This is a genomic window from Marinobacter gudaonensis (assembly GCF_900115175.1).
GTDB classification, from domain to species: domain Bacteria; phylum Pseudomonadota; class Gammaproteobacteria; order Pseudomonadales; family Oleiphilaceae; genus Marinobacter; species Marinobacter gudaonensis.
This window is the reverse complement of record NZ_FOYV01000001.1, coordinates 2832417-2849273: the sequence shown is the minus strand read 5'-3', so window position 1 is coordinate 2849273 and position 16857 is coordinate 2832417. Positions and strand designations below refer to the sequence as shown.

Annotated in this window: 11 protein-coding genes; 6 read left to right on the top strand and 5 right to left on the bottom strand. The window is 55.5% G+C overall.

Annotation, left to right across the window (positions count from 1 at the left end; translation table 11 throughout):
• The first annotated feature begins 1 nt into the window (after nt 1).
• The gene (locus tag BM344_RS12815; protein WP_091990516.1) at nt 2-2470 is read left to right on the top strand and encodes a hypothetical protein; all 2469 of its coding nucleotides are present in this window, start codon (nt 2-4) and stop codon (nt 2468-2470) included.
• Nucleotides 2471-2693: 223 nt separating this feature from the next.
• Here the strand turns inward: BM344_RS12815 and BM344_RS17775 are convergent, their stop codons facing one another.
• The 3 genes from BM344_RS17775 to BM344_RS12800 all read right to left on the bottom strand — a co-directional run bounded on the left by BM344_RS17775 (nt 2694) and on the right by BM344_RS12800 (nt 3986).
• Nucleotides 2694-3170 carry a DUF4124 domain-containing protein gene (locus BM344_RS17775; protein ID WP_091990513.1) on the bottom strand — a complete coding sequence of 159 codons (477 nt, stop codon included), beginning with the start codon at nt 3168-3170 and terminating at the stop codon, nt 2694-2696.
• Nucleotides 3171-3296: 126 nt separating this feature from the next.
• Complete coding sequence (locus tag BM344_RS12805; RefSeq protein WP_091990509.1) at nt 3297-3644, bottom strand: hypothetical protein; 348 nt, start codon at nt 3642-3644, stop codon at nt 3297-3299.
• A gap of 57 nt (nt 3645-3701) precedes the next feature.
• Nucleotides 3702-3986, bottom strand: coding sequence for a BrnT family toxin (locus BM344_RS12800; RefSeq protein WP_091990507.1), 285 nt, complete (start codon nt 3984-3986; stop codon nt 3702-3704).
• 419 nt (nt 3987-4405) lie between these two features.
• Here BM344_RS12800 and BM344_RS12795 point away from each other — a divergent pair, with 419 nt between their 5' ends.
• The 5 genes from BM344_RS12795 to BM344_RS12775 all read left to right on the top strand — a co-directional run bounded on the left by BM344_RS12795 (nt 4406) and on the right by BM344_RS12775 (nt 12912).
• Entirely contained in the window at nt 4406-5131 is a 726-nt protein-coding gene (locus tag BM344_RS12795; protein WP_091990504.1) for a choice-of-anchor N protein, read from the top strand.
• Between the two features lie 286 nt (nt 5132-5417).
• Nucleotides 5418-6755, top strand: a complete 1338-nt coding sequence (gene aupA, locus BM344_RS12790) for an alkane uptake protein AupA (protein WP_091990502.1) — start codon at nt 5418-5420, stop codon at nt 6753-6755.
• 12 nt (nt 6756-6767) lie between these two features.
• Nucleotides 6768-9983, top strand: a complete 3216-nt coding sequence (locus BM344_RS12785; RefSeq protein ID WP_091990499.1) for an Ig-like domain-containing protein — start codon at nt 6768-6770, stop codon at nt 9981-9983.
• A 151-nt stretch (nt 9984-10134) separates the two neighbouring features.
• On the top strand, nt 10135-12429 hold the full coding sequence (locus tag BM344_RS12780; RefSeq protein ID WP_091990497.1) for a molybdopterin-dependent oxidoreductase: 2295 nt from the start codon (nt 10135-10137) through the stop codon (nt 12427-12429).
• A 15-nt stretch (nt 12430-12444) separates the two neighbouring features.
• Complete coding sequence (locus BM344_RS12775; RefSeq protein WP_091990494.1) at nt 12445-12912, top strand: DUF2489 domain-containing protein; 468 nt, start codon at nt 12445-12447, stop codon at nt 12910-12912.
• A 351-nt stretch (nt 12913-13263) separates the two neighbouring features.
• On the opposite strand, the gene BM344_RS12770 is transcribed toward BM344_RS12775, so the two are convergent.
• Together BM344_RS12770 and recG are read right to left on the bottom strand one after the other, a co-directional pair.
• A complete protein-coding gene (locus BM344_RS12770; RefSeq protein WP_091990491.1) occupies nt 13264-14628 on the bottom strand; it encodes an HDOD domain-containing protein in 1365 nt (454 codons plus the stop codon).
• A gap of 150 nt (nt 14629-14778) precedes the next feature.
• Nucleotides 14779-16854, bottom strand: a complete 2076-nt coding sequence (recG, locus tag BM344_RS12765) for an ATP-dependent DNA helicase RecG (RefSeq protein ID WP_091990489.1) — start codon at nt 16852-16854, stop codon at nt 14779-14781.
• Between the last annotated feature and the right edge of the window lie 3 nt (nt 16855-16857).

The window sequence follows — 16857 nt, the reverse complement described above, 5'->3', positions numbered from 1 at the left end:
CATGAAAAATCCAGATCACATCTACAAGCTAGCAGAAGAACTAGTCACAAAATATCAAGACAGAAAACTTGCTAATGCAAATGAGGCAACGACAAGGTTTCAAATTATTGACGTTATACTCAATGAAATTCTTGAATGGAACAAGGATGATATAGAAGTAGAAGAAACCCACCACGACGAAAATGGGACTGCGAGATATTGTGACTATATTATCAGGACTGCGAACACCGCAATTATTGTGGAAGCAAAAAAAGTAGGCGTCGCTTTTGATACAGTCCCTCAAAAAAGAAAGCAAAGGTTAAGAGGGGCATGGCTTGAGGGCAATACCGGAGATGCAATTAGGCAGGCCCGACAATATTGTATAGATAAAAATATACAATTTGCAGTTGTTACGAATGGAGGACAATGGATAATTTTTCCAGCATTCAGAGACGACGAAATATCGTTCAAGGATTCCAACGCAATAATATTTGATTCTTTACAGCAAACTCTTGGAGAGGACCTCAATTATTTCACAAGCCTTTTATCTAGAGAGGGAGTGATAAACGGGTACCTTCGAGAGGAGCTCCTGGGTAGGAAAGAGGATCAAATAGAAACTAGGCGATTAAATTCTTTTAAGTTAACCGACATACAGAGACCAGAAAACCCGATATACCCACTTATTGAAGAAGAAATAACACAAGCTTTTTCTGACACTTCAACAGCAGATCGAGAAACCTTGATTAACTGCTACGTACAAACGCCTGACAGAAAAAGATTCGACACCAAAATACAATTCCACATAAACAAAAGGGACTCACTTTTTCGTGTAGCTCCCAAAAACCCAATGAAAAGAAAACAAAGAGGAGCTCTGGATTCAGCATTAAATAAAACCACAAAATCAGCAAAACCTCTGGCGATGTTAATTCTAGGAACAGTAGGCTCTGGGAAATCTACTTTTTTGAAATATACCAGAGAGGTATCAGCCGCCAGTTTTTTTGCAAAGAAACGGAGCGAGGCGTATCCACACTGGATTGACATCAACTTTCTGGAATTCTCTCCGTCCGGAAATGTTTTAGATTTCATTTATGAGTCCATTTATAAATACATTGAGTCAGATGAATTCCTCTCCGATTATGATCTTTGCCAAAAACATGCTTACGAAAAAGATATTGAATCGATGAAGAGAGGCCCTTTAAAAAGGCTGCTCGAGGATGAAACTGAGCTAAACAGGGAAATTGCAAGAAAAATACTCAACGAACAGGAAAAGATTATTCCTTATGTTGAAAAGATATTGGAGTGGAGCGCAACAAAATCACCAGTTTTCCTGGTTGTAGACAACGTAGATCAAATGCCAAATGAAGAATTGCAATCAACCATATTCGCAGATGCAATTGCTCTGGCAAGCAAACTGGGCATAAACCTATTACTAAGCATGAGAGAGTCTACTTATGTGCAGCACAGAAACTCTCCCACCTTCGACGCCTTTGATTTCGATACGCTTCAAATTGACCCGCCAGATATTCACGCAGTTTTATCGAAAAGATTTACGCTTGCTAGCAAACTCTTAGAAAATAAAGAGGGTGAATTTAGAGCAGCTAACGGTGCTATTGTAAAAACCAAAAGTCTTGCTGACTTCATCGATATAGTTCAACGATCGGTATTAGGAACAGAGGTTGGCACACGCATTGAAGTCCTAGCAAACCGTGACATTCGGCTGGCCCTAAGAATGACTCGCTCATTCTTAGAAAGAGGGTACACAGATCCAGGAAAAGCCATGCAGGCTACTGATCAATATACCTTACCCAAGCACGAGGCGTTCCGATCAATTATTCTTGGCAACAGTCCAGTCTATGTCGAGCAACGTTCCGTGATAGGCAATCCATTTGATGCTCGACTTTCTATAAACAGTGCACAAATATTACGAATGTTTGTCTTAAGTGCGTTGGTAAAGTTGAACTCTCAGGACGCTGCAAAGAAGATGGACGGCGAAGAAATCAAATTGAATTTACTCGATATTGGTTATAGCGATGAGATAGCGTTGTCTGTACTTGAGGATCTATGTGACAAAAGGTTCGTTAGCACCTCATCTCACGGCAAGCCAACTCTCTCAAGCAATTTCTTCCCAACAATTCTCGGCGGTTACATTGTAAAAGACTTGCTGTCTGATTTGACTTTCCTTGAATGCATGATGATGGATACATTTATTGATAATTTTGAAACATGGAAAAGTCTTAAAAACAAACAACAGAGGCTAGACAGCGAGCGAAATAAACTGTCACGACTCCATATAAGAATGGAAATGGTAGGAGAATTCTATTCTTATGTAAGGACTCTGTTCGAAAATGTTTCAAGGGAAGCTCACAAGCGAAGCTTACCCTCAGAATGGCTGTCTAATCCGTTTAAGGAACTTGAACATAGTCTCAATCAAAACATTGAAAGAGCAGTAGCATCAGCCAACCGCCTCTACAAGAAGGGGCATAGGAGGTAGGCTATTAACTGACTACTTTTACGACAAGCGCGAAACCTTTGTATGGGAAAGTCAGTGCTCTCCCTGAAAGCACACCACTATGCAGGTGTCGCGCTTGCCAGGCATCCTTGCCGGCGGTGAGTCATGGTAGTCCTGACCGGATGGCTCGATCGCTAGTTTGGCGAAATGAGTGAGTGGTAACAGAAGATAAATCTTTATCAAGCATGAGAGATCGCTTACGACTCTAATTGTTGCGTAAGCATTCCCAGGCCCTTTTGCTGGATAATTCCCTGCGCTCTCCTCTCCACCGATTACCCTGAGAAACCGAATACCCTCCGGCCCTCAGACGGCTATCGATCCAATCGATCCTGGCCACGTAGTTGTCGCACTTCCATTGAAGTAACTCTGCCTGGCGCTTCTTGTGGTATTCCTCCCAGTAGGGTCTGGAGGAAGTCGGCTGAGCTGTTGGTGGTTTGGGAGGTTCAGCCGGTTTCGGGCGCCGGATATTTTCGAGCCTCTTCTGAGTGCGAATGTTCTCTCCCATAGCTATGACGCTCATACCGGATGGAGAAACACGCTGAGCACCGGATTCAGGTTCTTTGTCGGAGAAGTGAGTAATACCGTTCTCGTCCACCCAGCGATAAAGGGTTTGGGCATCAGCCAAGACAGGGAACAAGAGAATAACCAGGGCATAAAGCACAGGACTTCGAGCGACAGGCATGATTCAATCCTTTGAATAATCTGTTAGGAATCCGGAACAGATCCACTTTAAATCAAACGCACATCGACACCTAAGGGGATTACCGCAAAGGTGCAGACGTAAATTCTATCTCGAAGTTCGGGTAAATTAACCGTAAGCCCTTTTCCCTTCGCCATTATCAGGATCGTGATGCTCGTCGTCATCCAGGGACCGCATGTCAGCCGATTTCTCACGCAAGATCCGTCGCTTTTCTGAATCGGCAAACCGCTTGAGCACCTGGCGAATCAGGGGCTGATAACCGATGCCGTTGATCTCCGCGATCATCTTGAAGTCTTCGATCAATGACTTCTGCAGCCGAATGGAAATGGGCTGCAAACCGGCTGCTTCGTTCAATGCAGCGTCATCTACGTTTTTTGAAACGCGAACGAACTCCTCTTCCCGGCCGAGGGAACCGTCTTCCCAAGCTTCCGGGGTACCTTCAATTTTCTTTGCCATGATATATGCTCCCCGCCGCTGTCGTTCTTCTGTTTCTTTCTCTGCGACTTGTCTTAATTAAAATGCGTGCTTGGCGTAGATGGCTTCTTCTATCGGGTTCGGGCCATAGGAGGTTTTCAGCAGTATGTCGCCATTCTTGAGAATGAAAACAACCTTCAGGCGGCGACCGTAGTCCGTTTCTGCGATGAACCATTGGGTCGGAGGATCTGTCTTGTGGTCCTCCCTGGTATCTTCCAGTAGCCCACCCTCACGGTTGGCAAAACACTGCTGAACCTCTTCCAGGCTGACACCGTGCTTTTCAGCCAGTTTCTGCTTCACTGCAGATGAACATTTCAGCGCCATCGTATCCCTCAAGCCTTTTGTATATACAAAGTATATACGCCGCCAGATCACTATTCAACGGCGTCGACGTGTCAACGAAGTGACAACAGGCGCGCGGTTTTATGTGGTGAGCTGTGGTTCTGAATGTAGGTAACTTTCTGTTTTTTAGAATTATTGTGGTTTTCTGTGGTGCTCTGAAAACCCGCTACAAGGCTCTCATAATCCCTTGGTCGCTGGTTCGAGTCCAGCTGGGCCCACCATATCGCCATTACGTACCCGTCGATTTATTTTACACCCCCGCCAATCCCCCCTCTCCTGTCGTGATTCCATACCCATGAAAAGCGGAGAAAATCGGATTCTGGCCGCGCTTTTGCTTTGGTTCCACCGGTACCTGACAATTTCGTTCAGGCTTGGTATGAAGATCTGCGAGGGACGTCGCTATGAATATGAAAACTTTGGCGGCTTTGACAATTGGAATGTTGGGGGCCGGCTCTGCCTTGGCGGTGCCAACCCTGCAACTGGATATTGATGGCGGGACTTACGTCGGGGGCTCAGAAGAAAGCACCGTGACAAACTCGCCGACCTTTGACCTGTGGGCATTCGGTGTCGTGGGCGGTGTCGACACCTCTGTCGACTACTACCTGTCGATCGCTCTGCTGCCACAGACCGAAAATGTCGGGGATCCTGCAGGCCTGGGCAACATCACCGTAAATGGAGTTACCCTGTCGTCACTCGGGCTGTCAGAGTACGGCACACCGCCCGTTGAGACAGTGTCGAATGGCGGTGAGCTGGGTTCTCACGGCGTCTACGACACGTTCTACTATGAGCTCATGTTCAGCTTCGCCGGCTCGCCGACGATTGCTTCGTACAACGTCCAGGACGGCACCGCCGGTCCCGTGGGCGAGGAGCTCTATAAAAAGATATTCCAGATCGATGCTTCATCGCTGGCGTTTGGTTACGGTCTGCACTTCGACCTTTACACCTATGGCGAGACCAATGGCCGCCGTACTGCGATTACCGAATTCGCACCGTTCTCGAAAGACGCGGCCTACTGTACCAGTCTGGAATGCGACCCCGTAGAAGTCGCAGAGCCATCAACAATTGCGCTGTTCGGCATCGGGCTGATGAGCCTCGTAGCAATCCGGAGACGCTCATCGTCCAAGTGATGTCGAAAAAGTTGACACATTTTTAACATTCTCAAAGGTCCCGCTCTCGGGACCTTTTTTTATGCCAATAATGTCAACATCGGTAACAACTTAGGAATATCGCTCCCGCCCCGAACCAGTTCTGGCCCCCTCCTCGCTGGTTTTACAGACGCCATTTCATGTCAAAAAAGCCAACGTCCTAAAAAGACAAGCCGAATACACTAGCCCTGAACCACAATAACCGCCATGCGCCAATCACCCATCGCATGACGTCAGTACAACAACAAAGAAGTACAGGAGTGTATCAATGGCTATGCCTTCCCGGTTCTCAGTACGGGCCCTGTCCGTTGCCATCGTTTCAGTTGCAGCAGGTATTCCGTTTACAGCCACCGCCAGCATGGGCAACCTCGGCACCACCTACGGCGTCATGCCTGTCGATGTCGCGACCGCCCAATCCCTGTCCATGTTTAACGATCAGGTGTCTGCCACCTATTACAATCCGGCCTACCTGACCAAAGACACCCGCGGCGAGCTGACCACCGGCATTCTTCACGCCGAGCAGGAGCTCCGTTCCGCCAACCCCAACGCCAACGGCGATGTACTTTCGAATTCTCCGAGCCAGCACGTGCTGATCGGCATGAAGACTAACCTGGGCTCACTGACCCGTTTCAAGCATCCCCTGTACCTGGGCTTCATTGCCGGCGTTGAAAAGTACGGCAAGGAAATGCTGGCTTTCGACTCGCGCACTACCGAGAGTGGACAGTTCCTGCAATACGGCAAGGAACCGCTGTTCCTGAACGTGGGCGGCGCCACCCAGATCTGGCGAGGCATTTCCGCCGGGGCGTCTGTCCGGGTCACCCTGGACGCACAAGCCCAGCTGGATGCGGTCTCCACCCTGGGCGGCGAAACCAGCCGTGAGCGACTGGCGGTCAACGCAGAGCCCTCGCTGAAAACCATCCTGGGCACCAACATCGATCTCGGCAGCACCTTCTGCCCGGACAGCGACTGTTTCCTGAACGGCTGGGAAACCGCACTGACCTATCGAACCAAGTCTTCGGCTTCTACCTCGGTCAACTCCAACATCATCGTTACCCAGACCATTCCGGAGCCCGGCCTCAGCCTGGCGGTAACCACCATTGACTCCTTCCAGCCCGAGACCATTGGCATCGGCGCCCAGTACAAGGGCGAGAACTGGCGCGTGGGCGGCAGCATCGAACAGCAGAACTGGTCTGAGCTGGAGAAGGAGTTCGCCGCTGACACCATCAAGGATCAGCAGTCCGCAGCCCCGGCCAACCGCATCGGGTTTGATGACATTCTCATTCCGCGCATTGGCGCCGAATATACGCTGAACGAGCACTTTGCGGTTCGCGGCGGCATTGCCTATGAGGAATCCCCGCTGAAAACCACGCGCAATCCTGAAATCAACTATCTGGATACTGACAAGATTGTGGTTGGCCTGGGTATCAGCGCCACCTATAACCGCACGCGTCTGCTGGCGTACCCGGTACGCCTCGATGTTGGCTACCAGTACCAGCAGCTGCAGGAGCGGGATTTCACCCTGGTTGATTTCGAAGGCAACGAGACGCCGGTTACCGCCGACGGCGATGTTCATGTCATCAGCGGTTCCATTACGCTGAAGTTCTGAGGAGGGTTCGCCATGAAATATAACAAGACACTGGCACTGATTCCCGCACTTCTGCTTGCCGCCTGTGGCGGTGAAGAGCAGGCCATGAAACAGAATCTGGGGCCCGGCTCCGTCGTGTACTCCTACCCCTCAGATGGGCAGGAGGGCATCAGCCCGACCGCCGATGTCGTACTCCGTTTCTCTCACGCCATTACCGATGACGAAGCGACCATCCGCGACAAGATTGTGCTGTCTGGCGATGCCGGCGCCGTCGATTACACCGTGACCAAGGTGGATAACGGTCGCAGTCTCAAGCTGTCACCTACAGCCAATCTCAACGTGAGCTCCGGCTACTCCGTTACTTTCTCCACCCCCCTGGTCACCTCAGGATCCAACCCGGTCGGCACGCCCAATGCCCAGGGGCCTGACGGGATCCAGTTCACCACACGGGGCGGTTTCAGCGGCATCGCAGGGCTCGACAACCTGGCCACGGACTTCGCCGTGGCCCGGATGATTCCGGCACCGGACGGCGAGCTGCGCCCCACCGATTTCTCCACCTTCCGACTTCAACTCACCCAGCCAGTGCACCCGGACTGGCGGGCCATGGGCGGACAAATCGTGCTGGAAGACAGCAGCGGCAACGCGGTACCGGCCGAAGTCATTGTTGATCAGCGCCGGATTACCCTCGATCCATGCCTGACGGAAGAGCCGGTCGATTGCGGTTCGAAGGCTGACGAGCTGACTGCCGGCGCAACCTACACCCTGAAGGTGAAGGACCTGCCAAGCCTGACCAGCCCCGGCACCACGCTCAACTTCGAGAAGAGCTTCACCGCCCGGGAAACCGGCCCCACGGTTGTGCTGTTCCAGGAAGTGGTCGACTCTGGCCTGCTATCAGGCCAGGAACCACGAACCTCCAAGCTAAACGGCCAGATCATCAATGGCGTAACCCTCAACTCGGTGCTCCAGGGTAACGCCGGCCCCTCCCAGCAGACCGGCGGCCTGTACGCCGAACTGGCCTACGCACCATCGTTTGAAGCCAGCGAGCCTCTGCCGCTGCGGATTCCCAGGGGTAGCGTGCTGTCGAGCAGCAGCCTTGATGTGAAAATTAACGGCACCGTGCCGGTACTGAACGCCGAGTCGGGCCAACTGCAAACCACGGGCGACATCAAGGTCACCATGATCTCCGACGCCACCGGGTACTTGCTGCCGAACCCCTACACAGACGATCTCAGCGCCCCGCGCCACGTGAAGCTGTTCATGGATGTGTCCATGAACACCGAGAATGCACAGCCCAACGCGTCGCTGACCCAGGATCTGCTCGGCGTTGAACTGAGCGGTATCGCCATCGTCGAAAACGGCATGCTGACGATCGACGCCATTGGCATCGTAGAGCCGGAACTGCTTGGCCAGGAATACACCGACTCCACCATTGCCTTCCGGATTGAAGCGGCCACCGACGCCGATTCCGTGCTGGACGCCGAAGAGCTGCGTACCCTGGACACCACCGGCCCACAGCTGGTGAGCTGGATGCCCGGCCCGGACAGCGCAGCGCCCGGTGATCGCGACCAGATGCAGCGCCCGGGCGATCCGATTGTGCTGAACTTTGACGAGCCGATTGATGAGGATTCCCTGACGGATGGCTTGACCCTGGATGAGGGAGGCACGCCGCTGACCATCTCCGAAGGTACGCTCAAAGCCTACGTGGATGGAACGGCCGTGGTTATTAACCCGACCGGCGGTCTCGAACATGACATTGCCTACTCATTAAATATCAGCGGGAGTTTAACGGATCTGGCGGGTAACTCCGCCATGAGCCAGTCCCTCGACTTTGCACTGCCTGCAATTGACAACGGTGCATCCGGCTTGCCCATTGCGTCTCCTCTGGCACTGACGACCTATCCTGGTTTCCCCTGCGTAACCACAGGTGTCGATCTGGACGCGGGTACCCACGGACAGTGTGTTGATGCCGCACCTGGCGGCCCTCGAGGCCAAGTATTGCCTGTAACAACTCTGCCAGAAGATCGTCCTATCGTCGTCGTGTTCTCCCAATCGATGGATCTGGGAACAATCCGGAAAGGTGAAACCTTCAAGGTGGAAAAAGTAAACAGCGACGGTACTTTCTCCGAAATCGCCGGGCGCCTTGAGAAAAATAACCAGCGAATTCGCTTCTATCCAGATGAGCCATGGCAGGTTGGCACCCATTACCGCTACACCATGGCCTCAGTGGGTAGTCTTGATTGCGCCAGCGCTATTTGCTCCACCAAAGGCTATCCGCTGCAGACGGACTTGCTGGTTGATCCTGAGGACATTGGTGGTCCCAATATGGAGATCTACTTCAAGGGCACAGAATCGACCGGAACTGTGTTCACGCCGCTAAGGAATCTGCCGATTCGGGACGTGAACGCCAACTTTGTGGTCGATTGCGCCACATCAGATCAGAAAAATTGCCTCGAGCCATTCGATCACCTCTCTGACGGAGCAAATGGCTTCTCGCCGTCGGCCAACGCAGCAAAACTGGGCGTTGCCGGCAAACAGGCGACGGCACTTGGAGTTCCTGTCGGAGCCAGTGTTGGGTGCTCTGCCTCCGAGGACTGTCCGAAAAACAAATTCATCTATCAGACTTACGCCTTGAACACTGAAATCATCGGTCCGGAGATTGATGAGGAAACCGGCAAGAAAGGCGTTAGAGTTCTGCTCTATCCCACATTGCTAGCGACAACGTCTGCCAGCGTCTTCCTTGACGGGTTTGGCGAACAATCCACAGGCCCGCAGATCCTTCGAATGACTTATGGGGAATCCACTGAAGACAATTCTCTGGGCCTTGTGGAGGGGATCATCATTGAAGGCGAGGACGGCAGACCAACCTTCAAAACTACCGCAAAACTGACACTCGATGCCCCCAACCTGTCTTTACCCCTGGCTTCTGCACTGTCGCATGATTTGTACAGCAAAGAGTTTGAATTGAATCTCGCTGGACCGATTGTCTTCTTTGACGACGGACGGATGCAGATCGAGCAACGCAACAGCATAGCATCGCCAATTGATGTAAACGTTGAAGTCGAAGTCCCTCTGTTGGGTGGTTTCATCGACTTTTTCCAGTGCATCGATAATGGGAACTCTTTTACTGAATGCCTCAGCGGATCCGGTACTGATAGCGGAGACATCAATATTCCCTTAGAAATTCCGCAACAGGGCGTTTACCTCAATTTCATCTCCAATCCCATAAAGGAGATTCCTGCAGAGCAATAACTATTTAGCTCCACATCGAGGGCCAGTCTACGGACTGGCCTTTTTTCTTCAGAATGGGAGCCAGCCTTTTCACCTGAATCATCAAACCTGTTAATCTGGTTGCACAACGAAACCGCAAACCACAACAACAAGCCATCTGGAGAGCCCCGTCATGGAAAACGGCACCCACTACCGTACCTGTCACCTTTGCGAAGCCATGTGCGGAGTTGCGATCGACGTGAAAGACGGCCGTATTGCCTCAATCAAGGGTGATGACAAGGATCCCTTCAGTCGTGGCCACATCTGCCCCAAGGCCGTTGCCCTGCAGGATCTGCACGAGGATCCGGACCGCCTGCGCAAACCGGTCCGCAAAACCACGGCCGGCTGGCAGGAAATGGAGTGGGACGAGGCCTTCGACCTGGTGGCTGACAAGCTCCACCAGACCCGGAAAGACCACGGCCGGAACAGCATCGGCGTATACCTCGGCAACCCCAACGTTCACAACCACGGCTCTCTGGTAAGCACCATGCCGTTCCTGCGTGCCATCGGCAGCCAGAACCGGTTCTCGGCCACCTCCAACGATCAACTGCCACACATGCTGGCGAGCCTGGAGATGTTCGGCCACCAGATCCTGTTCCCCATTCCCGATATCGACCACACCGATCTGTTCATTTGCATCGGCGCCAACCCCATGGCCTCGAATGGCAGCTTGATGACCGTGCCGGATTTCCGGGGCCGGCTGAAGGCGTTGCAGCAGCGGGGCGGTCGCATGGTGGTGGTGGATCCGAGGCGCACCGAAACCGCCAAACTGGCAGACCAGTTCCACTTCATCCGCCCGGGCTCCGATGCCCTGATGTTGATGGCCATGGTTCACACGCTGTTCGAGGAGGACCTGGTGGACCTCGGGCCCGCAGAACGGCTGGTAAAGGATGTTGACCTGCTCCGCCTGGCCAGCCTGCCCTATACGCCGGAGGCGGTCAGCGAGCATACGGGGCTGGGCGCAGAGGATATCCGCACCCTGGCCCGGGACCTGGCCACAACCCGCAAGGCGGCCCTCTACACCCGCATGGGCACCAGCACGCAGCGCTTTGGCGGCGTAGCCACCTGGCTGGCCTACTGCCTGAACATTCTTACCGGCAAGCTGGACACCCCGGGCGGCGTGCTGTTCACCCAACCGGCCATCGACCTCGTCGAACTGGGGGCGATGTCTGGCCAGAACGGCCATTTTGCCAAGCGTCATAGCCGGGTGCGGAGCCTGCCGGAGTTCGCCGGCGAATACCCGGCCAGCACCATGGCCGATGAAATGCTGGCCCCCGGCGACGGCCAGATCCGCGCTTTCGTGACCGTGGCCGGCAATCCGGTGCTGTCGAGCCCGAACGGCCGCCGACTGGAAGAGGCCCTTGGCGGTCTGGATTTCATGGTCTCTGTGGACTACTACCTGAACGAGACCACGTGCCACGCCGACGTGATATTGCCCCCTACGGCGGCGCTGGAACGCAGCCATTACGACCTGATTTTCAGCATGTTTGCGGTGCGCAATTTTGCCAAGTACAGCGAGGCGCTCTTCGATGCCGGCCCCGACAGCCGTCACGACTGGCAGATTTTACTGGAGCTGGCGCATCGCCTGGAGAAACGTCGCAAGGGCGGCCAACTGCCCCTGCGCTCCGAGTTGGGCTGGCGCGCGTTCAAACAGATTGGTCCAGACCCGATCCTGGACATGTTGCTCAGGGCGGGCCCCTACGGTGCAGACGTCGGCCGGGTCCGTGGGGCCTTGCAACCGGCGATCGACCTGGCCATGGATATTTTGCCCAAACGGCACCCCCTGCGTGGACTGGCCCAGCTCAGCCCGCTGAACCGTCGCTGGCAGGAACTGCCAAAAGGCCTGTCGCTGAAAGCGCTGAAGGACAATCCCAACGGCGTTGACCTGGGCCCCCTGCAACCGTCACTTCCGGACCGCCTGTACACCCGCGACGGCAAGATCAACCTGGCGCCACGACGCTATCTGGAGGATCTGGGTCGCCTGCACGAGGCATTGACCGCCCCGTTCCCCGAGGCGCTGCAGTTGATCGGGCGGCGCCACGTTCGCAGCAACAACTCCTGGATGCACAACAGCCATCGCCTGGTGAAAGGCAAGGACCGCTGCACCCTGATGATCCACCCGAAAGACGCCAGCCGGCTTGGCCTGCAGGCATCCGACTCGGCGCAGATAAGCGCGGAGTCGCGGACAATCACCTTGCCTGTGGAAATCACCGAGGACATCATGCCCGGGGTGGTATCGATACCCCACGGCTGGGGGCACGACCGCGACGGCACCGGCCAGCGGATTGCTGCCGATCACGCCGGTGCCAGCATCAACGACGTACTCAGTGACGATAATGTTGATCCACTGTCCGGTACGTCCGTACTCAACGGGCAAACGGTGAACGTGAAGGTCTGGCGGCCGGAACGTCAACGCAAACGCGCCTGAACCGGGAGGAGTAGCATGCCCCAGTGGCTGCAATGGAGTCTGATCATCGCCGGCCTGGTGGCCATCGTTCTGCTGCTGGTGTTTATCCGCCGCCATGCGTCGCTTATTTCCGAGGGGCGCAAGCGTGACAACAAGGCCCGGGCATTCCAGGCCAGGCGCCGCCAGGAGATGATCGAGAGCGTTCAGGTGATTGCGATGGCCATTGAGGCGGATCAGGTCGAGTACTCGGAGGCGTGCCTCAGGCTCAAGGGGCTTCTGGACCACCTAGAGCCCGAGCTGCTCGACCGTTCACCGTTTCATGTGTTCCAGCAAGTTCATGACCAACTCCAGCACATGCCAACCCACCGGGCGCGACAGGCCACTGACACCCGGTTTGTGGAGAAGATGGACCGCGAGCGCTTCGCGGTGGAAAAGCAGCACGCCGATGAGATTCGAAGGGCGGCCACGGCTCTTCGCCTGCACCGGTTCCCCGCCGAACCGTAACCGGGCCAACATCCACTGGTCATACCGGAATTTTGTAACTTTTTGTAATCCCAAAGCCTCGGGAACCGACATTTATTTCTTTAAAAACAAATCACTGGGGCACGCGCAAAAAATGACACCAGGCTCATGGTGCGTTGCCAGCAACTGTTGACTTTTCTTTTCTCCCGCAGGGTCTAACTTAAAAAGTAGGGCAGCATCCAGATCTCTGCGGCGGACGCAGCCCTACGTTGTTTTCTCCTGATACGTTTGGACGACTCTGCGATAAGCGGGTGAGCTTGCCGGCCATTTGGCCGGCTTTTTTAGGTTCTGATTGCGGGGATTTCGGCTCGGGTTAGCGGTAGCGATCAGGGGTTACTGGTTCATCATGCCGGCCATGGCCATGACACTGTCCTTGCTCAGGACCAGTTCGTCGAATTGCTCCTCCACCTGCTCACGATCGAGGCCAAGCTCGTCATAGAAGGCCTGACTCACCTCTTCTCCGGCACCCAGCGCCACGCCCCTGGCTGTCAGCAGCTGGCGTCCGAGCCACAACAGTCGGGCGTAGACATTCTGAACGCCGCTGTAATCGGGATTTTTCTGATACCGGATGGCCAGGGTCACTTCATCGGGCATGCCCCAGTTTTCCATCAACTGGGCCGCGATCTGCTCTCGGGTTATCCCCAGCAGGTAATGCTCGATCACCGACGAATCAATGTCGGGATTGACTTCCAGGGACCGACACACAAGCTTGAAATGAGGCGGAAACACCTGCGCCAGTACCAGGTGCCCAAAATTGTGCAACAGCCCCGCCAGATACGCGAGACCAAACACCGGGCGCGCTCCCCGAGGCATCATGCTGGCCAGGATACCCGCAGACTGGGCCTGCCAAATGGCCTGCTGCCAGTAGTCCACGTAGCCATCCGGGTGATCCTGAGGCTGTTTCAGTGCTCGGCCAAGGGAAAGCCCCATGGCCAGGTTCATCACCAGATCAAAACCAAGCACACGGGAAACCGCATCATGCACTGACCGGACCTGACCGGCCGCGGCATAAAACGAAGACGAAGCCCAACTGACCACCTGCGCCGCCAGGCTGGGGTCGCTTTCGACGATATCCACCAGGTCTCCCATGACCGCGTTCGGGTTCACCCGAAGATGAATGATTCGCTGTGCGGTTTCAGGCAGTGGGGGCAGTTCGAGTGTATCCTCCAGCCTCTGCTGGATTCTCATGCCGGTGAATTTCTTGATGGCTGAATGGAGCTGGTCCCGGTCACGACCGTGGTCGGTGAGGTTCACGGCGATGGACTCGGGCGGCACCACAAAGCTGAAACGATCCGCCTTGGCAGTCAGCAGTCGAAAATCCTCCGCCGGCATTACCATGGCCAGATTCTGTTCGCCGAGCTCCAGGGCCACCGCCAGCAACTCGTCCACACGCGTGTCTACCACGGTGGGCCAGCCGGTCAGCGAGGGCAATGCCGGCAAGGCCTTGAGCCCCGCCCGTTCCCGCACGCGTACCTGCTCCCGTCGCTTCATCAGGCGCAAATCCCGCCCAAGTCTTTTGTTCAACTGCTCCAGGTCAATCATGTCGTCCTTTCGGCAAATGACCTGGAGGTTGCCCTGCCCATCGCTCAGCAGAACCATTCGAAGCAGTTCGCTGTGAGTGGCCTGGCCCGCATCCCGCAGTGATACTCCGGCCGCGGAATCACCCAGTGCCTGCTGAACCGCAACAGGTAAATCCATAGTTGTCTCCAGAATGTTGCTGTTTTCTGTCGGAAATTCCGTTCCTGATCGGTTTCTTAATGCTCAGTATAGGGCAAACTCACGACCCGGGTATTGATCGAACTCCATTTCCAAACCCAAATTACGCGCCGGAAACAGAAACAGACGACCTCAGACATCACCGTAACGGGTTTTCTCGCCCAACCAGCGCCGCACCAGGGCACGTACCACCTCCGGCTGCGCCATGAGCTCCGGTGCCATCTTCCGGACCGGCTCAATCCAGCCCTTGTCGCGCTCGAAATCCGCCAGCCTGAACTGCATCATACCGGTTTGCCGGGTGCCCAGAACCTCGCCCGGCCCCCGTATCTCAAGATCCTTCTCAGCGATGAAAAAGCCATCCTGACTATCTCTGAGCGCCTGCAGCCGCGCCCGGCCATTCTCAGAGAGCGGCGGATGGTACATCAGCACGCAAAAACTCGCCTGCTCGCCACGGCCCACCCGGCCGCGCAGCTGATGCAGCTGGGCCAGGCCGAGACGCTCCGGGTTCTCGATGATAATCAGTGAGGCATTAGGCACATCCACGCCCACTTCAATCACGGTCGTCGCCACCAGAAGGTCCAGGACCCCGGCCTTGAACTCGTCCATCACGGCCGCCTTTTCCTGAGCCTTGAGACGGCCATGCACAAGGCCGACTTTCAGTTCCGGAAGCCGCTCCGCCAGCTCGCCGGCGGTCACCTCTGCCGCCTGGCACTGCAGCGCTTCGGATTCTTCAATCAGGGTACACACCCAGTAGGCCTGTCGTCCGTCGCGGCAGGCGTTACGAACCCGATCAATGACATCGTCCCGGCGGCTGTCGGGTATTACAATGGTTTCTATAGGCTTACGGCCAGGTGGCAATTCATCGATCACCGATGTGTCGAGGTCGGCATAGGCGCTCATGGCCAGCGTACGGGGAATCGGCGTTGCTGTCATGATCAGTTGGTGCGGCGCCAGTGCTCCTCCCACACCCTTCTCCCGAAGGGCCAGCCTTTGATGAACCCCAAACCGGTGCTGCTCGTCGACAATGACCAACGCCAGACGCTGGAATGCTACCTCATCCTGGAACAGTGCATGGGTACCGATCACCACCGCCGCCTCGCCGGAACTGACAGACGACAGGGCCTCAGTCCTTGCCCTGCCCTTGACCTTGCCTGACAGCCACGCCAGCCGTATGCCCAGCGGCTCCAGCCAGGCGCTGAAATTCTGGAAGTGCTGTTCGGCGAGAATTTCCGTCGGCGCCATCAGAGCCACCTGGGCGCCAGCGCCAATGGCCTGCAGGGCCGCCAGGGCGGCGACCACGGTTTTACCGGAACCGACGTCGCCCTGCACCAGCCGTAGCATGGGCAGCGGCTGGCTAAGGTCCTGCCGGATATCGGCCAGCACGTGGCGCTGGGCGCCGGTGAGCGAAAACGGCAGGGCGTCGAGAAAGCGTTCCGGCAGGTCGCCGGTGGGCAGTAGCGGCAGGGCCTCACGGGCCTGGATCTGTTCACGTACCTGCAGTAGGCTCAACTGGTGCGCCAGCAGTTCCTCCATGACCAACCGCTGCTGGGCCGGATGGCGACCTTGCATCAGCAGGTGCACCGGTGCGTTTGCTGGCGGGGCATGCACCAGTTGCACGGCTTCTGTAATGGCTGGCAACTGGTACTCGGCCAAAAAATTTTCGGGTAGCCAGTCCCTGATCGGATAGCGCTGTAGATAGCCCAGGGCCTGCTGGCACAGGGACCGCACACGGGGCTGCTGAATGCCCTCGGTCAGGGGATAGACCGGTGTCAGGGTGGCCTGACCTTCCGGCGACATGGGCGGCGGGTTAACCTGGTACTCCGGGTGATAGAATTCGTAACCGGCCCGGCCTGGCCGAACCTCGCCGAAACAGCGCACCCTTGCGCCCTCGATCAGCTGATTCTTCTGTGCGGCATTGAAGTGAAAGAACCGCATGACCAGGAACCCGGAATTGTCTCTGAGCGTTACCTGCAGGCTGCGGCGTCGCCCCATCACCAGGTCCGACTTCATCACCTCGCCCTCCACCACAGCCACATCGCCGATGCGCAAGCTGCCCATCGGCACAATCCGGGTCCGATCCTCGTAGCGGTGCGGAAGATGGAACAACAGATCCTGAAGGGAAACTATGCCCAGCTTGGCAAGCTTGTCTGCCAGGGCGCTTCCTACGCCCTTGAGCTGGGTGACCGGGATGTCATCCAGTGACGTCATGGA